Below are 20759 nucleotides of genomic sequence, written 5' to 3'. Positions count from 1 at the left end.
GAGATTAATGAGTGACCAGCCTGAGGGCCAGCCTGCCCCTGGGGCCCTGGGGTTTTCCACACGGTTGTTCAGGGGTATCGGCCTCATCACCATCATCCTGGGTGTCATCGCCACGAGCTACTTCCTCATCTCCTGGCAGGTACAAGAGCCCGAGGCGGACCTCTGGACCAGGGTGACCCATATCTGGCAGGACTGGACAGGAGGCGGGAGCAAGGCGGACCCGGAGCGCATCGAGGCCTTGGAAAGCAGGATTGCCGCTCTCGAGGAGGACTTGTCCAGGCAACACCTGGAGACCTCCGCCAGCCTCTCCGCTATGGAGACGGGTCTACGGGATCTGGAGGGACGCCTGGTGGCCATTGAAGGCCTGGAGCCTAGTCCCATCCTTATCGAAGGTGACCTGCCCTTGAGGTTCCTGACGGCGCTGTACAAGGCCCAGGCTGACCTCCTTAAGACACGGCTGGAGATGGTGGAGGGAAACTGGGGGAGGGCCGGCAGGGAACTGGATCTCGCCGTTTACGCCCTGGAGGACGCGAGGGCCATGGCCAGCCAGGAGCACGGGGCTGTCCTGGAAGGACTCTTGGAGGACATGAGAAACCTCAAGGTCGAGATGGTGAAACGGCCTGTTGTCGCCGCGGACATGCTCGAACTCACCTGGCACAAGCTGGGCGACTTCACCCATGGCTTGGCCGGGTCTACGAGCGCGCGGTGAAGACGTACAAGGGGGGTTAGCGGGTTGAGAGAACTGGCCTACGTGAACGGCGACATAATGGACCTGGAGGAAGCCACCATCCCCATCCTTGACAGGGGCTTCCTGTTCGGCGACGGCATCTACGAGGTCATAAGGATATACCAGGGGGTTCCCTTCGGGCTGGACCGCCACCTCCAGCGCCTCCAGAATAGCGCCAGGAGCATAATGTTGAACCTTCCGCACACCATGGGAACCTTTGAGGACCTAATACTGGACCTGGTGGAGGAGTCCGGGATCAAGGAAGGCTGGGTCTACATGCAGGTGACCCGAGGGGTAGCACCCAGGGCTCATGCGTTTCCCGAGAACGTTGACCCCACCTTGGTCATGTTCGTGAAGGCCCTCCCCGAGGACAGCGGGGGCCAGGCCAAAGCCGGTGCCAGTGTGGTGAAGATCCCGGACCAGCGCTGGCTCCTCTGCAACATCAAGTCCGTGAGCCTCTTGGCCAACGTCCTGGCAAAGGAACAGGCCACCAGGATGGGCGCCTACGAGTGCATCTTGCACCGCCCGGACGGGAGTGTTACCGAGGGTGCCTCCTGCAATGTGTTCGCAGTCATAGATGGGGTGGTGCGCACGCACCCAGCGGATAACCTGGTGCTCCCCGGAATTACCCGGGACTATGTGCTGGAGATCTGCGCTGATGAGGGCATCCCCTTCAATGAGTCGGCCTTCAGTGTTGAGGATCTCAAGGGAGCCAGCGAGATATTCCTGACCGGAACCGTGTCAGAGATAACCCCTGTGGTCAAGGTGGATAACACCATCGTTGGAGACGGGACTCCCGGACCGGTGACAACCAGGATTGCGAGCGCCTACGCTGCCCTTGTAGCGAAGGCCCTCCTTTAGACGGCCCAGGGTTTCCGGGCTAATTCTCACGCCACCGGACCGGCCCTTGAACAGGGGCCGGTTTCTCCATGCTCTGGAAACGCAATGCGTGTCACCACGCTGGCCTACCTCGTGGATCCGGTCTATCCCTTATGTCCATGCGCGTCTCCTCAGGCATAGTATGGGACCGGGGGCGCGTCGCAATGTCACCTGTGTGCCAGGGTACCCGGTTGGCCCTAAGTGACTCCCAGCAGCATACCTCTTGCCTGCCGGGGATGCCGCCTCCACTAGGCTAACGGGAAGACATCCCGGGAGAAAAGGGGGTTTTTATGGCACATGAAGGATACCAAGGCAGCTACCCTGGAGGTTTTAGGCTACTATCCCATAGACTACCCTGGCGACAAGGTGTCCTATCAGAGCCTTGAGGCTCATCATCCTCACATAGACAGCGTTGCGGTGTTCAACTACTGCCTCGACGCAGGCGGGCACTTAACTGGCGAACCTGACCGGGCCCTCATGGAGTTCGCCCGCCCGAACCATGTGGAGGTGCTGGCGTTAATCCACAACATGAGGGGAGGCTCTTTTGACCGTTGGGCCGCCCACACAGTGCTCACGGAGCCTACCGCCAGGGCCCGGGCGGTGGAGAATGTCCTGGGCCTCGTATCCGGCCAAGGCTATAGCGGGGTCAACGTGGACCTGGAGAACGTAGCCCCTGCTGGCGCCGCTGGCTACACCGCCTTCATCAAGGACCTGGCCCACCGGCTCAGGCCTGAGGGGTTCTCCGTCTCAGCCTCAGTGCCTGCCAAGGTAAGCGATGACCCCAGTCACGGGTGGAGCGGCGCCTTTGACTACGCGGGCATCGGCAAGTATGCAGAAGAGGTCATGATCATGACATACGATGAGCACTGGCCTGGAGGGAAGGCAGGGCCTGTGGCCTCCATAGACTGGGTGGAAAGGGTCATCAAGTATGCGGTGTCCCGGATCCCTAGGAAGAAGATCCTCATGGGTGTTGCCGCCTACGGCTACGACTGGCCCGCGTGGGGACAGGGGAGGGCATTGCCTGCCGCCAAGGCCCTCTCCCACGCCCCCGCGCGGGGGGTTGCCATTGGCTGGGATGAACAGGCCAAGGTGCCCACGTACACCTACCACGATGGTTCATCCCAGCGCGTTGTGTACTTCGAGAACGCAAGGAGCACCGCGGTGAAGATAGACTTGGCCAAGGGGTACGGGCTCCGGGGGATAGCCATATGGAGACTGGGCCATGAGGACCCTGGGATCTGGAGGGTGATCGCGGAGAGGCGGGGGAAGTAGCTGCCGGGCCGGGCAGGTTCTGCCTTCCCTCAAGAAGGCGAGCCTGCCTGGTCCTCGGGGTCTTGGGGGAAGTATCGCTCTAGGATGGCCGAGATAAATGCTGCGAAGTCATCCAGGCGAGTCTTTATGATGTTCAACACCTCTGCAGGATCCACATCATCATAGAGATGAACGACCCGGTTACGGAACCTGGCCATGCCCTTGAGGGTTTCTGCCATCCCGGGCGGGTAGAGCCGGTTCTTGGCACAGATCTCGATCAAGTCCTGGTAGCTGCGGGCCACCCCCCACCCTTCCCTGGCTGCAACGTGGGAGCATACGTCAAGAATAGCCTCCACGCCTATCTGGAGCATCCTCGTGGCGGCGGCTTCGTACAGTTCACCGGAGGCGAACTCCGCTAGTTCCATGCACCTAAACCGCTGAAGCCCGCGCACTTGATCCCGGATGAAGCCGATCTTCTGCCTTACCCTGGCCCTATCAACGCTCACGGCAGTACTCCTCCCGGAGGCCATGATCGTAGTCCCGGTACATGGCCTCCAGGTCCACAATGAAGTCACAGTACCTCTTCGTGACCCTTTCCACAAGTTCAGCTAGAAGCTCCTGGTCCTTGATGAATAGGGGGCGCCCTGCATCCAGTATCTCGGCCTGAAGCGTGACCGGAGCGGAGGCCAGGTCCACAAGATTGATGTCATCGGTTCCAGCTATGGCACACAGATCCCCGAGGATCTCCGCTTCCCTCACGAAACCCAGAGAACCGCCGGTGGAGGACGGCAGGACAGCCAGATCCACATCAGACAACGGGGTCTGGTATGAAGTCCCGTATGAACCGAACAGGAAGAGTGCGGCCACGTCTGGCTGGGCCCTCATGTATTCAGTTATGGCCCGGATCTGCCCGGGGGAAAGGCGAATGAAGCGGGGATTCCGGTCGATCCTGGTCACAGGGCATCACCTGCCGGTATGAGGATAAAGGGATATCCTCACAAGGAACCCTTTACATCGCATGGTACCAGATCACCGCAGGCATCTCAAGGGGTTCCTGCCAGCTGCTTCCAGGGGCGATCTATCTTTCGTCCAACACAAAGGTGGAGTACTGCGCTTGGTAGGAACCATCCCCGGCAGGAACGCTGGTATGCACGCTCACGGCCAGTCTCTCTCCCAAGGGCGACCACAGGATGCCTGAGAAGGCGTCGCCCACCACTGCCTCAGCCCAGGGAACGGGGGCTTGGCCCCCTGAGGAGAGGCTGATGGAAACCTGCTCGTTCAAGTCCCTCCTGCCCTTGCTGGTGAGCTGGGCCCAGGCATCCCCCCGGGAGCACACATAGAAGGAGGCTCCGGAGGAGCCGGCCAGGGTGGTCACCTTACCATCAAGATCCAGGACCCCCAGGGAAACATCTTTGTCCTTCCTGGTAACCATGGCGATCCTGCCGTCCTTTAGTACCGCCAGGGCCTCGTAGAAGGTGTCGTCCCCGGCACCGGTCAAAAGGCGCTTCTTTCCGGTCTTCACATTCACCAGGAGGATGTCCCCTCGGTAGCCGAAGTTGTATTCCTGGGTGCCGTCCTTTCTCCGGGAGGCCCGGGTGGTGAACACGATGTGGTCTTCGTCCATCCAGCCGGAGGGAGCGGTCAGGAAGTAGTGGTCCAGGGACGTATCCAGGGGAACGGAGTCCCCTAGAGCCATGTCGTAGATGAAGCATTCGTTGTCCCACTCGTGCTCATACCAGTAAAGGAGTTGCTTGTTGGAGGGGGAAAGGAGTCCTCCTCCGATTTGAGCCTCCCCTTTTGCCACCAGGAGCCGGGGCTGGCCCCCGGCGGAAGCCACCACATGGAGGCCCTGCCCGTTCCCGAACAGCACTTGGGAACCGTCCTTGGAGGCCTTCAGCCACCAGGCCTCAACGCCCAGGGATGAGAACTGGCCCGTACTGGCATCGAATACGAAAGGGGAGGTGCCTGACAGCCCCAGGAGGCGGTTATCGTCAAGCCATGCCGAGGCCATGAAGTTGGGAAGCCCCTGGACCTCGGTAACCGTGTGGAACCGGGCCCCCTCGGGGGTCAGGGTGAAGGGCACGATCTCATCCCCGCTGGAGACCTCCTCGGTGGGGGCCGGGAAGTCCCAGCGCCAGACCCCGTCCACCCGCACCATGTGCGCCGTGTACCTTGCGGCAGGCTCAAACATGCCCTCGAGGGTCTGATCCCCAGTTATCGTGACCCAGGCCCGGTCTCCCTCAACCGTCTCCTCTATCATCTTGTAGCCTCTCCAGCTCCCGAGACCCTCAGCGTAGGCCGTCCAGTCGATCCCCCCGGGTTCCTTGTAGGCCATCCGTGACGCAGGCCCCATGAGCTCCCACATAAGACCGGTATCGGGGACCACCACGATGAACAGGTCCAGGATGTCCGAGGGCCCCAGGGTCTTGAGCCACTGGGCATCCAGGGGACGGTGGAGCGATTCGAAGAGTACGCCCTCACCCGTGAAGGGCATATCGTCACCCCCCATCACCTGGCCCTCTACCTTTAGGACTACCCCCTTGACACCGCCTATCTCCGAGGCCGTGTGCGCCAGCTGCCCAAGGAACCCGCTTACCCGGGCTGAGCCCCCCATTTGTTGAAGCCTGGAACTGAAGTCCAGGACTGCGTAGGGCCGGGAGATCGAGACGCTGATCAGGCCGGCGGCGTCTTCGGCCTCGCTGGAGAGTCCTTGAGCCTTCTCGTCACCTGTAGGCCCCTCAAGGAGCGCTGCCACGGCTGCCTCCAGCCTTGCTTCGGCCGAGTCCTCTTCCAAGGTTACCCTCCTGGTCACGGGCACCATCTCCGCGGCGCCATCCTGGGTCTTGGAGAAGTAGACTGTGATACTCACTTCGGGCCCCTCATTCCCCCCGGGCTCTTCCGCGGGGGCCTTCGGGGAACACCCAGGCGTGGCCAGGAGCGTAGTTACCAGAACCGCTACAAGAAAGCCTTTAAGATAACCCTTGCCGTAGCCGGACACCATCAACACTCCCTTGGGAAACTCGTTGTGCTTACTATCTAGTTTGCATATCATGGGATTAGACGCTACAGGGACCCCGGTGGTTTCACTTGATCCTTTTCTGGCAAGACCCTGTCCTACCCTCCTCCAACCGCCTGATTGCATGGGGGGGCGGGGGGGAGAATAGGTGAGAACGGAGTGAGAGAGAACTTGCCATCATGGCACGCAATGAGGCCGGGTGAAACCCTGGAAGCCCTGGGAACCTCCCCCACGGGCTTGACTGGTATCCAGGCCCAAGAAAGACTGGCGGGTGAAGGACCCAACCTCATCCGGGAAGCCCCCCGTCCTGGCATCCTCGCCTTGTTCTTGAGGCAGGTGTCTGGCTTCCTGGTACTCCTGCTCCTTGGGGCGTCTTTAGTCTCCGCGCTACTGGGGGAGGTCTTCGATGCCCTGGTCATAGCAGCCGTGGTGCTCATTAACGGCGGCCTCGGTGTGCTCCAGGAGTCAAGGGCGGAGAGGGCCCTGGCATCCCTAAAGCAACTCTCGGCACCCTGGGCCACAGCCATCCGGCAAGGTGAAGCCCAGCGGGTTCGAGCCCAGGACCTGGTGCAGGGCGATGTTGTAGTCCTAGCGGCAGGGGACCGGATCCCTGCCGATCTAAGGGTGCTGGAAGCCAGGGACCTGAAGATAGATGAATCCACGTTGACCGGGGAGTCCGAACCTGTGACCAAGGATATTGAGCCTGTGCCTCCCGATGCCCCCCTGGCTGACCGCAGGTGCCTCCTTTTTGCGGGAACCACGGCCGTCTACGGCAGGGGCCTCGGGGTTGTGTATGCTACAGGGATGGATACGGAACTGGGGAGGCTCGCCGCATCCTTGCAGGAGATACGGGAGGACGTCACCCCCCTCCAGCGAAACCTGGGCTCCCTGGGCAAGAGCCTGGGGGTCGTGGTGGTAGCCCTGGCTGGGCTGCTTTTCCTCGCAGGGGTGCTCCTTAGGGGCGGGCCGCCACTTGAGTACTTCCTGGCGTCTGTGGGTCTGGCCGTGGCGGCGGTGCCAGAGGGGCTCCCCGCGGTGGTCACGATAGTGCTGGCCGTGGGTGTATCACGCATGGCAAGGCGTAACGCCATCATGCGCAGGCTGGCCGCCGTGGAAACCCTGGGGAGCACCACGGTGATATGCTCTGACAAGACCGGAACCCTGACCCAGAACCGGATGACAGCCACACACGCCTTTACCCTCCAGGGCGGGCTCGTGCCCTTGGATGAGGCCTCATTGCCGCAGGAACTGGGCCTCCTCATGGAGGGTCTCGCCCTGAACTCTGATGCCACGGTATCACCGGGGGGCATTGAGACAGGTGATCCCACCGAGACTGCCCTCCTCAGGGTAGCCCTGAGGTTCGGGTTCAGCCGCGAGGAGGCCGGGAGGGACTGGCCTCGCCTGGGGGAGATCCCCTTCGATTCAGCCAGGAAGCGGATGACCACGGTGCACCGCTCAACCCAGGGCGGTTACGTGCAGTGGACCAAGGGGGCCCCGGAGGTCGTTCTCGGGCTGTGTGACAGGATCCTCGGGAAACCCCTGGATGATGAGGATAGGGACAGGGCGCTGGAGGCGGTTGCCACCATGGCCAGGGACGCCCTGAGGGTGGTCGCCGTGGCTTACAGGGACCTTCCCTCCGAGAACCCGGATGAATCATCAATGGTGTTCCTGGGTCTCATCGGCCTCCAGGACCCGCCCCGGCCGGGCGCTAGGGATGCAGTGGCCCTCACCCGCCGGGCTGAGATAATCCCCATCATGATCACCGGTGACCACGTTGAGACCGCTGTGGCCATCGCCAGGGCCCTAGGTATCATGGGGCCCGGGGACAAGGCTGTCACCGGAAGGGAACTGGATGCCCTGGATGACCGGGAGCTCCAGGCGTTGTCCGGAAAGGCCCGGGTGTATGCCAGGGTTTCCCCGGAACACAAGGTACGGATCGTTTCGGCCTTGAAGGCGCTGGGTCACGTGGTGGCCATGACCGGCGACGGGGTCAACGACGCGCCTGCGCTGAAACGGGCGGACGTGGGCGTGGCCATGGGCAGGGATGGCACCGACGTGGCCAGGGAGGCCGCGGATATGGTGCTGGCGGACGATGACTACTCCACAATAGTGGCGGCGGTGGAGGAGGGCCGGGTGATCTTCTCAAACATAAGGGGGTTCGTATCGTACCTTCTCTCCACCAACATGGGAGAGGTCATCGCCGTACTGGGCACGGTGCTGGCCGGGTACCCACTGCCGTTGAGACCTGCGCAGCTCCTCTGGCTGAACCTGGTGACTGATAGCTTCCCCGCCCTGGCACTGGGCCTGGAGCGTGGATCAAAAGGGGTAATGGATAGGCCGCCAAGGGCCCCAGGTGAACCCCTCCTGGGAGCCAGGCACTGGAGGAGAGTCATCTTCCAGGGAGTGTTCGTGGCGGTCGTGCCAGTCATAGCGCTCCTGGCAGGCCTTGACCGGGGGATCGACTTTGCCAGGACCATGGCCTTTACCGCCCTGGCCATAGCGGAGATCCTGCGGGCCTTCACGGCAAGGTCGGACACGGAGCCATTCTGGACCCTCCCCCTGTCGCGGAACCCCTACCTACTCCCTGCAGCAGCTTTATCCTTTCTCCTGATCCTGGTTCCCCTGTACACCGGGCCCATTGCCCGGGTCTTCCGGGCGGTGCCGCTCCTTCCCGGGGACTGGCTCTTCGTGGGATTGATAGCTGTGATACCCGCCGCCATGGCAGAAGTCCAGAAGGCCATAGCCAGGCGAGGCGGGGTTTCGTAGCGGAGTGCCTGTTCCATGCGCCTCACTCCCCGCAGCGTGGTGCGGAGGAAATCCGGCGTGTTTCTCGAACCTTCCATACATGACCAGATAAACCGCTGGCAGTGCCTGCGAAACCCGGGAGGGGAACCGCATGGAGGACGACCCCAAGGAACTGTCAGAGAGGTTATCCCAGATAGACTCCAGGCTCAGCAGTATCGAACAGCGCCTGGAGTCAGTGGAAGGCAGCCTCCAGATCTTTCCCCGTCACCAGGCCAGGGACAAGGGGGCTAGCGCCAGGAGACCAGGCGGTAGCAGCCTGCACCAAGCCTACCGGGAATGGGAGACGGCCATCGGGGGAACCTGGCTCAACCGCATCGGGGTCATCGCCTTCATCCTCGGGGTTGGGTTCTTCTTGAAGTATGCCTTTGATAACCAGTGGATCGGCCCCCTGGGCAGGGTGGTCCTGGGCATCTCGGCCGGTCTTGGCTTCCTCTTAGGGGGGGAGCACCTCCAGTCAAGGGGCTATGCCCGGTTCGCCCAGGGCCTCACCGGAGGCGGCATCGCCATCCTTTACCTCTCTCTCTTCGCCGCCTTCAACTACTACGGCCTTCTCTCCCAGGCCTTGACCTTTGCCCTGATGATACAGGTCACCGTTGTATCTGTGGTGCTTGCCGTGAGGAACAACTCCTCTTCCATCGCGTTCCTGGGTGTCCTGGGCGGCTTTATCACACCACTCCTGCTTGGAAGGGGCGCCGGAGGCAGCACCGTGCTCCTGGTGTACATTCTCCTCCTGGACCTGGGCGTACTCGGGGTCTTGTACTTCAGGAAGTGGACCTTTCTCAACTACTTCGGGTTCGCCGGGTCTTACCTGTACCTCATATACAGCATCCTTGTCTCTGGACTCGGCCAGGGAGAAAGGATGCTCTTCATTGTGCTGTTCTTCCTTCTCTTCACGGCGGTCCCCCTGGCGTTCAACCTGGCAAATAGACAGCCTGCAAGGCCCAGGGACATTGTGCTGGTAGCCCTCAACTCGCTCCTCTTTTACGGGCTAGTCTACCACACCCTCCCATACCAGTGGCTGGGGACCGCAGCGCTGTGCGTGGGCCTTTTCTACCTGGTGCTCAACACCCTCATCGCCCGGATGACTCTGCGTGACACTCACCTGGAGACCACCTTCCTCATCACGGCCCTGGTCTTCTTCATACTCGCCGTGCCCGTCCAGCTTACCCGCCAGTGGGTGACACTGGCCTGGTCCCTGCAACTGGTGGTTCTCTACTGGCAGGGCCTGAAACTGGGCAATCTCGGGCTCAGGGCGATTTCCTACCTCCTATTACCACTGGCCATGGCATACCAGTGGAGTAACTTAGCGGGCAACTGGCACCTTTACGGATACCTCAAGCCAGCTGCCCCCTTCATCAACCAGGACTTCATCATATCCCTGGTCCTGGTGGCCGCGGCCTTCACCCTGCCCTTCCTGGGGTCTCGCCTGGGCGAAAGGGTGCTGAAGGATGAGGAAAGGGGGCTCCTGGCAGTTACCGGAATTGTGGCCAACCTCCTGCTTCTCGGGCTGGCCAGCCGGGAAATCTCCCTGTACTTCGGCTACCGGATCAGCCTTAAGCAGGTATCCCTTTCAGCCCTCTGGGCCAGTTACTCACTATTCCTCATGGCACTGGGGATCCTCAGGCATCACAGGGCCAGCCGGCTCCTGGCCATGGCCCTCTTCGGAGTCACCATAGCCAAGGTGTTCCTGGTCGACCTGTCCAGCCTGGAACCGGTTTTCCGGATCGTGGCCTTCACAGGGCTCGGGTTAGTCCTCATCGCAGCCTCCTTCATGTACCAGAGGCGCCTCAAGGCACCGCGAGGGAAGGGAGTGGGGGAAGGGAATGAATAGGGCTGGCCTTCTAGGCGCTGTCATGGCGCTCCTCGCCGTGGGGATGGCCTTACCCGCCCGTGCGGGAGGCGCGATGCCGGAATGGCAGTTCCAGAGAGAGATTGCCGGCCAGGTACCCGGCCTGGGAGTTGCCGGGGTCTACCTGCCACCGGAGGTCTACGCCCGGTCCCGGCCAGGCCTGGCCGATCTGCGAGTAGTCGATTCCTCCGGCAGGGCGGTTCCCTTCATCCTCTCGGACCGTCCAGCGGCCGTGGAGAGGGAGGAATTGCCCGCCACGATGCTGGACTACTCCCACGGTGAGAGCACCACCGTCTTCCTCTTGGACTTGGGGCCTCATGTGCCGCCCACAAACGGCCTTAGCATACAGACCCCGGAATCCAGCTTCCTCTATCCCGTGGAGGTCCGGGGCAGCCACGATATGGTGGAGTGGTTCCTGCTGGGGGAAGGACTCATCGTGGACTTCCAGGGCGAGGTTCACTTTAGGAGCCTTGAGGTGCGCTACCCCCAGAGCACCTACAGGTACCTGCGGGTCACCGTAACAAGGGACCTGCAACGCCCCCTGCCTGTGACGGGCGCCAGCGCCTTCTTCGTCCCGGAACGCCAGGGCACTCCGCTGGAGGCAGTGGCCTCGGAATACGCGTATGAAAGCCGGGACGGCCTGAGCACCCTTATCATCGACCTCGGCTACGAGAATCTCCCCAGCCACCACCTGGTGGTGAGTGTAGCCCCGGGCATGTTCCAGCGGCAGGTGAGCGTGTGGGGCAGCAACGACAGGGAGGAGTGGCAGCACCTGGCACAGGGCTCTTTTCTTTCCCTGGTGCTGGCGGATTACCGTAAGGAGCTGCTGGAGATTGACTACACCGGGGCTCACCGGTACTTGAAGATGGAGATCCACGATTCTGACAGCCCTCCCCTGGACATTGGGGGCGTTGACGTGCGGAGATACCCCGGTGAGGTCGTCTTCCAGGCAGAGCCGGGTAAGACCTATGCCCTTTACTACGGTAACCCTGCCGCCCCCCAGCCCACCTATGACCTGGAGACCCTGGCCAGCTACGTGCTTAGCCAGAGTCGCGTGAGACTGGAACTTGGTGTTGAGGTGGTAAACCCCCACTACACTCCTGCACAAGCCCGGACCGGATCCAGGCCATGGCTGATGTGGGTCATTGTCACCTTCCTGGCGCTTGTCCTGAGCTGGGTTACATGGAAGAAGCTGGCTTCAATGCCCAAATGAGGTGAGCGTGAAAACCATTGGCTCTTTACCCCTCTTCCACAAACACCCCGAAGGCTCAAACCACCCAAGGCATAGCCTTCCAGGCAGATTCCCACCTTGCCGGGGAACAATACAAGAAGCAGTCCAGTTTACCTAGGGAGGTGGGAAATCTTGCAAATCAGGCGAGGCGAGAACATCTCCGAATTGGAGAAGCACTACCTCAAGGAACAACTGCGCCATGAGAAGCTATGTGTTGCCAAGTGTGACAACTACTCGGCTCAGGTACAGGAGCCCGCGCTGAAAGGACTGGTCGGGCAGGTAAGGGATACCTGCCAGCGGCACGTCGATTCCCTGGCCAATGTTCTAAAGCGCCATGGCTTCCAGCCTGAGTAAGAAGATCAGGAGGTGACAGGATGAGGCTCACGGACAAAGACATGATCTCTGACGTGCTGGTGACCTGCAAGACGGTTTCCGAAGGCTATCACGTTGCCATGGTGGAGTCAGCGAACGAAGATGTCCGCCAGGTCTTCAAGCAGTGCCACGATGACCAGGTAAACCAGACAAAGCAGGTGTTCGACGCCATGAACTCGCGAGGATGGTACAAGGTGGAGCAGGCAAAACCCGAGACACTGCCAAGGTAGTTACGCGGCCTCCTGCCCCCGGGCAGGGGGCCGGTTACTTCTTCCATTCTCTCACCGCGTCCCTGAGATTCCCAAGGTGCCTGCTCGTCACCACGCCACTCACGGCAATACTGGTAACGACAATCCAGGTGCCGTGCCCTTGCAGGTACACGACTAGGGGAAAGCATAGTGACATCGCTACTGCCGCCAGGTACAGGCTGCGGAAGAGGATAAAGGCCAAAACCCCAACGGATAGCAGGCACCCCAGGACTGCGAGGGAGATGACGGCTAGCGCACCTAAAGCAGCTGCCAAGCCTTTTCCCCCGGAAAACCCCAGGAATACTGAGTAGTTGTGCCCAGAAACCACCCCAAGAAGGCCAAGAAAGGGCCCAAGGCCAGGACCCGCCAGGGCACCCCCAAGCCACGCTGAAACGGCTCCCTTGGATACATCCAGCAGGAAGGCCAGGAGCCCCCAGCCAAAGCCAGCGGTCCTCCAGACGTTCCTCCCGCCAAGGTTCCCGGAGCCCTCGAACCTGAGGTCCCTGCCCGTCCTGGCCCTGGCTATCAGGTATGAGGGGGAAACGGAGCCCAAGAGGTAGCCGATTAGGATTGCGAGAATGCCATTCATAACAGGGATATTCTCTCCCCCCCCGCCGGTATACGTAGATGCATATCACGCTGCCCTTTATAGTCCTCACTTGATTACTGCCCGCCCAATCCGCCCGGATTCCGTTCTTTGGTACCAGAATGGCAGTAGCAGGATCCCTTCTAGACCCTTGAGGTTGCCGCTGAAACTGACTCTCTTGCATGACGACGGCGCCATAATAGGGATTGAGGGCATCAACGTATTCAAATGTTCAGGGCTTACTCATCATAGCAGCAGGGGCTACCATAAAGCAGCCCGCGCCCTGCTGCCGAAACAGGGGGGTGTTCGCACTACCAATGCGGTCCAGTCCCTTTTTTGAGGTTGGTGCAGGTTGAAAAACCCTGCGCTTCATTGGTGTTGTTAGTTTCTTCCAGTGTTAAAAGGGGGGGGTTTTGCCCCTGTTTTTTGGTGTTAGCTCCAGAAATGCTCCAGAATCTTTACCAATGAAACACACCGACGTGAAGGGTTTTATGGATTCCGGCAACCTTGCCGGATCCCATAAAGCTTTAGCCTCCCACGCAAGGGATGGCCTGGTGGCCTGCCACACCCAGGAGGAGATAGCGGAGGCGGTGGGGTGCAGCCAGCAAACTGTATCTGATGTTTTAAGAGACTCTACCGATTTTGGCAATCTTGCCGAATTCGGTAAACCCGCCGCACATTTCAACGACGGAGCCGGTGAAGACGGCGAGCCCATCTGGAAGCAGCAGTCCAAGTCCAATGCCGCGGGCCACTTCGGAAACTCCGAGGTCCGCTGGGTGGAGAACCTGCTCTACCTTTACACCAAGCCTTTTGACGCCGTCGCTTCAATTCACGCCCGAAAGTGTTCACCCGGTGGGCTCCGTTTGATTCCGCTCACCAGATGCTCAAGGATATCCCAGATGTCCCCCGGTTGTTGCGCAACGGCCCAACGCCAGCGGCCAAAGCCGCCTTGTGCGTTAACCGCCTGAGTCCATTCGTCCAGATAACGATACTTGACCCGATCCTTTTCGGTTTCCTGGCCTTTTGTTTCTAGAACGAGCATATCTCCGCTGCTTAGGCGAACCAGGAAGTCAGGCCGATATTTCCGTACCACGCCTCGATAAATGTACAAGACCTCAAATCCCAGGTGATCGTTCTTAACCCAGGCATCCACGTGGTCGCTATCGTCCAAGATGAGAGCATCAGATGCCTCCCATGTACTGTCGTAGACACAAACGTTGATGTGTGATTTACGCGTTCGCTCCCATGGCTTACCCGTGTACCAAGTTCGCATTTGACCTGTCGCTCGGATGGGGTGGTCGCGGTCGAATACCGGCACGAGCCGCTCAGTATTTTCCTGCCGCACTGCCTCCCAAAGATGCTGGACGACGCGTGACATGTTGAGGGTAATAATCAAACGGCGAGGGAGATCATCTTGATAAAAGAGTGGGGGGCGAATGTCGATGCGATCGGATCGGATAAACTGCTCGGTCAGCCTCACCAATTGAGCCAGCAAGACCTCACGGTTGCCCTTCCAGTCGCTCTTCATCTGGTCGAACTCATCCCGTGCGACCGTAAAGATAATGTGCTGGGTGCGCAACTCGCGGGCCAGCCGCTCCAATTCAATACGGTTGATCTTGGACACGTCCGGTTGACCTTCCAGAATGGGGGCAAGATCTGCCACCTGCGCCGTCTTTGCCGCGTCCAGCTCCAGGGTGCGCACCTTTGACCAGTCCACGACCAATCTTGGCCCAAAGACGTGTTCAATACGCACTACGTTGGGCCAGCGAATCTCAAACTCTGATTTGGCGGGGTCTGGCTCGACCGGGGTCTTGGGTTTAGGCGGCACCGGTGGCCCATCCTCCCCGCCTTCGTGTGGCAAGAAGGTGAAGGGCACGCCAAAGATGTTGACATGCTCTGGCTCGAACAACCCCGCTTCGGGATCAACCTCGTAGGATGTGCGCCGTAGCCCTCGCCCCACCACCTGTTCACACAACAACTGGCTGGTGAAGGCTCGCAGCCCCATAATATGCGTCACCGTCTTGGCGTCCCATCCCTCGCTGAGCATCCCCACCGAAATGACTTTTTGGATCTTTTCGCCGGGTTGGCCAGTTCGCCCCACCGTGTCCACCATACGGCGCAACAGCTCCGCCTGCTCTGTCCTAGTAAACTTAGGTTTCGCCAGCGCTGCATCGTCTTCTCCTTCGTCGTCTTCCACAGGGGGACAAGACAGCGCGGTTGGCTCTTGGAGCGCTTCCGCCTCACTGAGCACTTTCGAGTCAATGTGCAGAATGCGGTCCGGATCGCAGAGTTCATCAATGTGGATGCGCCTGGAATCAAAAGCGTGCTTGACCCGCGCCGCCGTCTCGGTTCGGTTGCATACGGTGATCATAACCGGTGGGGTGGCAAGCCCGGCCTCGGCCCACGCCCTCTGGGCCTCACGCCAATCGTAGCCCAGCAGGTAATAGGCGTTGAGCACTAAGTCAGGCAGCGGTTCTTCGGACTTGGCCCGGCGGTTGAGGTCGTCTTTCACCTCTGGATCGTTGTATAGGTGGTATAGATCAAGTCCGGATTGTTGGTGTAAATTCCCCCTGGCAGACGGGAAAGCGGAAGCTTAAGGAGCCTTCTACCAGGAAGAGGGTGGCCTTTCCTCCTTCTCCTTCCTCACGCCTTCTTCCTCTTTTTACACACCATACGTGACGGGCAGTTTGGAGATGTGGCTTGCGTGCAAGACGCAGGAGGAGATAGCGGAAGTGGTGGGACTGTCACGGGAAGGGGTTAAAAAAAGTCCTTGACAGTATAACTAACGGCAACCTTGCCGAAAGTTATAAAGCCGCCGCGAACCACCTGGTGGACTTCAGGCCGCCAATCTATAACGTCTGGAACTTCCCCGCCTGCGGCAAGCGGTACGGCCACGCGGCCAAGGGTGTCAGTCAGACTTGCATCCTTTTTTGCCCCGGTGATAAGTAAGGACGGCGCGTTTCACGACTCCCTTTGCGCGCCGCTTGCCTGCTTTTGCGCAAGTTTGCGCAAGGATATGCCGGTGCGGGCAGGGAACGGAACCGCCTGGAAGGCCACCTGGCGGCAAAATCCGGGCACGGGTGATACCCCACCACCGGGCCATCCAGGTGCGGCTTGCCCTTCCCTGGGCCTAGAAGGCCACTGGGAGGGAAATTGCCAGATTCAGGCAGGAATCCGGCCGTTCGCTACACCCCGTTCTCCCCGCCGCCTCCAGGATAGGCTACCCTTCTCGAGGGGGAGAATATTTCACGCAAATAATCGGGCCTTCGCAAGGGGGCGAAGGTCGGGGAATTCCTCCACGGCGCGGGCAATGTTGAGGGCCTTGCTGACGGCTTGCTGGGAAATGCCGAATTCACTGGCGGTTTTCTGCTGGGTGCGGCCATCGTCCCGTTCACCACGCTGTAGTATACGGGGGCCTTGCTTCAAGCCCCGTGTCTTGTCAGCCTTCCCCTCCTCCGCCTCCCTGAGTTCGTGATACTCCTTGAGGGCCTCGGCCACTTCCTCCTCCTTTCGAAACCCCCGCATTCAAAAGGCCTCCAATGCGTAAAGAAAAAAACCCTGCTGCCACACCGGTTTCTTGCCCCTGTTCCTAGACTTTTGACCCCCTATACCCCCCTGGCCCGCTCCCCGCGGGGATGAAGCCCGGCGCTGCCCCATCCTGCCCCTCGGGCCACGCCGCAGGGTCTCGTGGCGCATGAGGGAGGAGGTCCCGGCAGGCAGGCAGTCCTCGATGACCAGGAGGCCAGCCTGAGCGAGGGCTAGGATGATATCGGGTTGGGAGTATGCTAGGTATTCGAACACGGATGCCACCATGCCACCCCTCCAAAGAGAAACCGACCTAGACCCTTACGGGTTGGTCGGCATCGCTTCTTTGCTTAGCCCTCGTATGCTAGAACGGAACGTCTTCGAAAATGAATATGTCTTTCGTCCTGTTCATGCTGTTAAGCAATTGAAGACCCTTTCCCCACGGATATGTGGCTCTGCAGTTATTGCTGGTGTAGTTGCTGCAGCCCCAAAAAGCCTCCCAGTTACTTCTGTTAAACTTGAGGCTCATTGTCCCTTCGGTACATCTGGGATTGGGACAGGGGAGGACTATGTCATCGTTGGTAGCTACAACGCGCTGATCAAAACCAAAGACAATCACCGTAACATATTGTACCCCGGCCTGGAGTATCTGCCGGGTACACTCAAGGCACGTCGACCCCGAGAGAAGAACATCATCCACTAGGACTACGTGATTGGCACTTGAGACTATCCTTGCCTTGAACTTACCCTCGACATTCTCAGCCCGCTTGTTAAAGGGAACGTGTTTCTGGGATGGATATGCCTTCTTGCAGGTGAGGATCTCCGGTGAATACAACGTCATCATCCCAGATTGTGCACATGCTTCACGTACAGTCTGTTGGAGTCCGGAAAGACAACCTGCCCCCGATGGGCGCGGAGGGACTACAGTAACCACCTCGAATGGGTTGCCACTATGAACGTGCTTCAGGGCAAACGACAGAGTCTTGGCGAGAACGGGTTCTTTGGTATTCTTGCTCTTAAGAATCCGTTGCGAATACTGGTGCTTTCTTGCCCGATCATCACCGGTTGGAAAGTACCGCCCCAGAGCAATTATCTTGACACGTGGCTGCATGTCAGGGTCTATTGCCACTGGCGGATTGCCAATAGTCCTACCCCGGAGCCCCGACGGCCTTCTGTCTCGGCCAACAAGGGTTGCAGTGATTTCACCAAAGTATCCTGGCATAGAACCGCCCAAATAGTCTCTCAGTTCCTCTTCGAGACGTGTTACACTGGTCACGAAGAGGTCGGGGAGCACGTTGCCAGCCTCCCACCTTTCGGCCATCAAGACTGTGCTCACTCGAGTATTGATGGCCTCGCCGAGCTCTTGTTGGTTCCAAGTAACATACAAGGCTTCATGCGGCTCCATGTTGTTTTGTTCCAGAACTTGTCTGATATTTCCTTTGACATGGGGGAAGTAATGGAAACTTCGTGGCGTGATCTTTCCACTTTGTTTCCATGATTTCGTCCAGGCATTGATATTCTGAGGGTCTATAACAAAAGTGCACCCGAAGCTACGGGTTAAGGGCCCCCATTCTTCCTGGTTCTCAAGCACCTCAGCGGCGGGACTTATGATGATGTGCCCCAAGGAATTCAGTTCGACAAACATGGCGCTTGAGACAGCCTTATGACTTCCGTATTTAACACCTGCTGCGTTCCTTGCGTAGGCAACAACCGTTCTCTCCTGAGGACTCCTACCAGTTCATCAATAGATGCGAATTCGTGCGCTCCTTTCTGAATGAAGCGCTTAGGCCATGTTAGAGCTTCGTTTTCAACAGCACTCTTTGGGATGAAGAGTTTTCTTTGCTGCTTAAGGCATTGTCTAGCCTGAATTAGGGCCCCGCTGGTCTCAGACGCCTCTATCACAACGGTACCTAGACATAGGCCGCTCATCAGCGCGTTTCTCATCGGGAAGAAGTGTCTCCTAATTCCGGCTCCTGGATAGAACTGCGATATCAGAAGGCCTATCTTCCCTATCGTTTCTTGGAGTCTCTGGTTCTCCTTAGGATAACTCAGTCTTAGGGGCGTTCCCAGAATGGCCATTGTGTTGCCACCAACGCTGATTGCCCCTTTGTGTGCAGATGCATCCACACCTCTAGCGAGTCCAGAGACGACAACAATTCCGTTCTCCGCCGTAAGGCAAGCCAGTTTATATGCACGCTGCATTCCCTCGGAAGAGGGATTGCGTGTTCCAACTATGGCAAGCGCCGACCTATTCAAGAGCTCCAGGTTACCTGTGAGGAAAAGGAAGTCCGGAGCCCCATCAATCTCATTGAGTAGAGTGGGATACAGAGGGTCGCGGCGATCCAGTACATAGTCGTGACCCCAAGCCGTGTTTTCTCTCATCACGCTCCTGACTCTCGTCCAGACACTTCTGACTTCATTCTGGGGGAAGGGCGCCTCTGTCCAATCTCCGATGAATGATGGCAAGGGCTGGGTAGTGTCTACCTTCAGATCCATCTTGCGCCATATTCTCGATGTTTCCTGGGTCCTCTTCCCAAGAAGCTCCCAAAGCGCAAAGTAGTTGCACGCACTTTCAAAACTGTCCTTCAATCGGAATGTCATGGTTTTGCCCCCTAACAGAGGACTTCGTCTATCCTATCCTTTTCCTCTCGATGCTGTCTATCCAAATAGGCTTTCCGCCTTGCACTTTAATGATAATCTCCCCGTACTTGACATCTGCAAGAGCTTCTTCAACGTGCCGTAAAATATCTTTGAGCATAACCTTTCCGGTGACTACCTTTCGACTCTCTCCCATGGCAATCCTCCTTCACGAAGCATGGCTCCATCTGTTTCCCTGTCAACGGTCATGCAATTCACCCACCTGAGGGGAAATTCCGTCAAGTAATTCACCCACCCCAGAGTCAGGTAATTCACCCACCCTTAGAGCCTGTTGCATGAACCCCTACTGATTAGCGATATAAGGGCAAAAATTAGGTTTGAACCAGGAGATTAGACCCCATATGGCGAATCAAGTATTAGGTACAGAATCATTGCCATGTGGGGTGAGATGGAAATGCCTTATAACTTCATCAAATGTAACCGAGAGCAGCCCTATCTGCTTCCACCAAGTCTGAGGGATTGGCTTCCGGAAGACCACTTGGCATGGTTTGTGTTGGATGCGGTAAGCGCGATGGATGTTTCAAAATTCTACGAGAAGTACCGGATAGATGGTTGGGGAGGCTCAGATTACGAACCGTCAATGATGGTAAGCCTTACGCGTATTGCATAGGGGAGCGGTCGAGCCGGAAAATAGAGCGGTTATGCGAGGTAGACATAGCGTTTCGGGTTATCATGGCTAACAATATGCCGGACCATTGTACCATTGCGCGGTTTCGGAAGGACAACAAGAAAGCACTCCATGAACTCTTTATTCAAGTTCTGCGGTTATGTGCGGAAGCAGGTCTCGTCAATGTGGGAGTGGCTTCACTCGATGGGACAAAGGTCAAAGGTGATGCATCCCTTGCCGCTAACCGTAAGCGGGAGTCTATAGAAGAGGAAGTCAAAAAGATGCTTGAGGAGGCCGAGGCCAAGGACCGGGAAGAGGATGATTTGTTCGGTCCTAACCGTCGAGGGGATGAGATGCCCGAGGAGTTGCGGAATCGGCAGAGTAGATTAGCCCGCTTGAAAGAATGTAAGGAAAGGCTTGAGCGGGAGCAAGCGGAAGCCCGGGCAAAACAACAGGAAAAGATAGATCAACGGGAAACCGAGCAGAAGAGAACAGGAAAGAAAAAACGCGGTCGTAAACCCAAAAAGCCCGAAGATGTTGTGGACCCAGAAGCCAAGGCAAATGTGACTGACCCCGACAGTCGGATTATGAAGACGAGGGCAGGATTCATACAGGGTTATAACCCGAGTTTAACAGATAAAAGGGGCAAAATCTCCCGAAACCGTTGCGGTTACAGGAGATTTTGGGGTACTGCTGAGGTATTAAAACGTAGTCACATGGCCGTAGTCTTGTCGAAGCTGTATTTGATCTGCCGCAATTCGCTAACCGTAGGTAGTTTGAGGTTGTCGTTGAGCCCCAGCGCATCAAGGATTAGCTGCATGTCTTCATTGGGTTTGGTCAGCCGGTAGTACCCCCCGGGCAAAGCGTCGGCTTGGAATGAAACGAGTGCCCTTTTGATCCGATCGGCCGAAATGCCTGACTCCCAGCCATCTTCATTGAGCAGGTCCTTACCTTGAAATGCCAGGACTTTACACTGGATGAGCCGAATCATAGTCAGAGCCATGA

Annotated in this window: 18 protein-coding genes and 2 pseudogenes; 9 read left to right on the top strand and 11 right to left on the bottom strand. The window is 58.5% G+C overall.

Features of this window, described 5'->3' with window-relative positions:
• Positions 1-7 precede the first annotated feature (7 nt).
• From AB1576_12700 to AB1576_12690, 3 genes are all read left to right on the top strand, one after another.
• Positions 8-709 carry a hypothetical protein gene (locus AB1576_12700; protein MEW6082596.1) on the top strand — a complete coding sequence of 234 codons (702 nt, stop codon included), beginning with the start codon at positions 8-10 and terminating at the stop codon, positions 707-709.
• A 24-nt stretch (positions 710-733) separates the two neighbouring features.
• A complete protein-coding gene (dat, locus tag AB1576_12695; GenBank protein MEW6082595.1) occupies positions 734-1588 on the top strand; it encodes a D-amino-acid transaminase in 855 nt (284 codons plus the stop codon).
• Between the two features lie 315 nt (positions 1589-1903).
• Entirely contained in the window at positions 1904-2878 is a 975-nt protein-coding gene (locus AB1576_12690) for a glycosyl hydrolase family 18 protein (protein ID MEW6082594.1), read from the top strand.
• 29 nt (positions 2879-2907) lie between these two features.
• Here AB1576_12690 and AB1576_12685 read toward each other — a convergent pair whose 3' ends face one another.
• From AB1576_12685 to AB1576_12675, 3 genes are all read right to left on the bottom strand, one after another.
• On the bottom strand, positions 2908-3363 hold the full coding sequence (locus tag AB1576_12685) for a DUF86 domain-containing protein (GenBank protein MEW6082593.1): 456 nt from the start codon (positions 3361-3363) through the stop codon (positions 2908-2910).
• Positions 3353-3814: a nucleotidyltransferase domain-containing protein gene (locus AB1576_12680; protein MEW6082592.1), complete on the bottom strand. Its 462-nt coding sequence runs from the start codon at positions 3812-3814 to the stop codon at positions 3353-3355. The genes AB1576_12685 and AB1576_12680 overlap by 11 nt, the downstream gene beginning before the upstream one ends.
• Positions 3815-3935: 121 nt before the next feature.
• A complete protein-coding gene (locus AB1576_12675; GenBank protein MEW6082591.1) occupies positions 3936-5855 on the bottom strand; it encodes a GerMN domain-containing protein in 1920 nt (639 codons plus the stop codon).
• 177 nt (positions 5856-6032) lie between these two features.
• On the opposite strand from AB1576_12675, the gene AB1576_12670 reads away from it, so the two are divergent.
• The 5 genes from AB1576_12670 (at position 6033) to AB1576_12650 (ending at position 12360) form a co-directional block, all read left to right on the top strand.
• The gene (locus AB1576_12670) at positions 6033-8639 is read left to right on the top strand and encodes a cation-translocating P-type ATPase (GenBank protein ID MEW6082590.1); all 2607 of its coding nucleotides are present in this window, start codon (positions 6033-6035) and stop codon (positions 8637-8639) included.
• Positions 8640-8769: 130 nt separating this feature from the next.
• A complete protein-coding gene (locus AB1576_12665; GenBank protein ID MEW6082589.1) occupies positions 8770-10509 on the top strand; it encodes a DUF2339 domain-containing protein in 1740 nt (579 codons plus the stop codon).
• Positions 10502-11740: a DUF3999 family protein gene (locus AB1576_12660; protein ID MEW6082588.1), complete on the top strand. Its 1239-nt coding sequence runs from the start codon at positions 10502-10504 to the stop codon at positions 11738-11740. Before AB1576_12665 ends, AB1576_12660 begins: the two co-directional genes overlap by 8 nt.
• A gap of 150 nt (positions 11741-11890) precedes the next feature.
• A complete protein-coding gene (locus tag AB1576_12655) occupies positions 11891-12112 on the top strand; it encodes a hypothetical protein (GenBank protein ID MEW6082587.1) in 222 nt (73 codons plus the stop codon).
• Positions 12113-12132: 20 nt separating this feature from the next.
• Positions 12133-12360 carry a spore coat protein gene (locus AB1576_12650; protein ID MEW6082586.1) on the top strand — a complete coding sequence of 76 codons (228 nt, stop codon included), beginning with the start codon at positions 12133-12135 and terminating at the stop codon, positions 12358-12360.
• A gap of 34 nt (positions 12361-12394) precedes the next feature.
• Here AB1576_12650 and AB1576_12645 read toward each other — a convergent pair whose 3' ends face one another.
• The 7 genes and pseudogenes from AB1576_12645 to AB1576_12615 form a co-directional block, all read right to left on the bottom strand.
• Positions 12395-12967 (bottom strand): glycerol-3-phosphate acyltransferase, encoded by a 573-nt coding sequence (locus AB1576_12645; protein ID MEW6082585.1) that lies wholly within the window; start codon positions 12965-12967, stop codon positions 12395-12397.
• 826 nt (positions 12968-13793) lie between these two features.
• Positions 13794-15503: pseudogene (locus AB1576_12640) on the bottom strand (type III restriction endonuclease subunit R).
• A 707-nt stretch (positions 15504-16210) separates the two neighbouring features.
• A complete protein-coding gene (locus AB1576_12635) occupies positions 16211-16489 on the bottom strand; it encodes a hypothetical protein (protein MEW6082584.1) in 279 nt (92 codons plus the stop codon).
• Positions 16490-16774: a hypothetical protein gene (locus AB1576_12630; protein MEW6082583.1), complete on the bottom strand. Its 285-nt coding sequence runs from the start codon at positions 16772-16774 to the stop codon at positions 16490-16492.
• A 79-nt stretch (positions 16775-16853) separates the two neighbouring features.
• Positions 16854-18134, bottom strand: coding sequence for a hypothetical protein (locus tag AB1576_12625; protein MEW6082582.1), 1281 nt, complete (start codon positions 18132-18134; stop codon positions 16854-16856).
• Positions 18119-19090: a DNA-processing protein DprA gene (locus AB1576_12620; protein MEW6082581.1), complete on the bottom strand. Its 972-nt coding sequence runs from the start codon at positions 19088-19090 to the stop codon at positions 18119-18121. Before AB1576_12620 ends, AB1576_12625 begins: the two co-directional genes overlap by 16 nt.
• Before the next feature lie 28 nt (positions 19091-19118).
• Positions 19119-19283, bottom strand: coding sequence for a DUF2292 domain-containing protein (locus tag AB1576_12615; protein MEW6082580.1), 165 nt, complete (start codon positions 19281-19283; stop codon positions 19119-19121).
• Positions 19284-19630: 347 nt separating this feature from the next.
• Here AB1576_12615 and AB1576_12610 point away from each other — a divergent pair.
• Positions 19631-19846, top strand: a pseudogene (locus AB1576_12610) (hypothetical protein).
• Positions 19847-20466: 620 nt separating this feature from the next.
• On the opposite strand, the gene AB1576_12605 reads toward AB1576_12610, so the two are convergent.
• Positions 20467-20759: hypothetical protein (locus AB1576_12605; protein MEW6082579.1), on the bottom strand; the 293-nt coding region annotated here is incomplete at its 5' end.

This window comes from Bacillota bacterium (assembly GCA_040754315.1).
Classification (GTDB): domain Bacteria; phylum Bacillota; class Sulfobacillia; order DUSP01; family JBFMCS01; genus JBFMCS01.
This window is presented reverse-complemented; position numbering and strand designations above follow the sequence as displayed.

Coding starts and splice junctions, on each gene's coding strand:
- AB1576_12690 (MEW6082594.1), top strand. CDS start 1,904: ATGAAGGATACCAAGGCAGCTACCCTGGAGGTTTTAGGCTACTATCCC.
- AB1576_12650 (MEW6082586.1), top strand. CDS start 12,133: ATGAGGCTCACGGACAAAGACATGATCTCTGACGTGCTGGTGACCTGC.
- AB1576_12700 (MEW6082596.1), top strand. CDS start 8: ATGAGTGACCAGCCTGAGGGCCAGCCTGCCCCTGGGGCCCTGGGGTTT.
- AB1576_12635 (MEW6082584.1), bottom strand. CDS start 16,489: ATGCGGGGGTTTCGAAAGGAGGAGGAAGTGGCCGAGGCCCTCAAGGAG.
- AB1576_12625 (MEW6082582.1), bottom strand. CDS start 18,134: ATGTTTGTCGAACTGAATTCCTTGGGGCACATCATCATAAGTCCCGCC.
- AB1576_12660 (MEW6082588.1), top strand. CDS start 10,502: ATGAATAGGGCTGGCCTTCTAGGCGCTGTCATGGCGCTCCTCGCCGTG.
- AB1576_12645 (MEW6082585.1), bottom strand. CDS start 12,967: ATGAATGGCATTCTCGCAATCCTAATCGGCTACCTCTTGGGCTCCGTT.
- AB1576_12665 (MEW6082589.1), top strand. CDS start 8,770: ATGGAGGACGACCCCAAGGAACTGTCAGAGAGGTTATCCCAGATAGAC.
- AB1576_12620 (MEW6082581.1), bottom strand. CDS start 19,090: ATGACATTCCGATTGAAGGACAGTTTTGAAAGTGCGTGCAACTACTTT.
- AB1576_12615 (MEW6082580.1), bottom strand. CDS start 19,283: ATGGGAGAGAGTCGAAAGGTAGTCACCGGAAAGGTTATGCTCAAAGAT.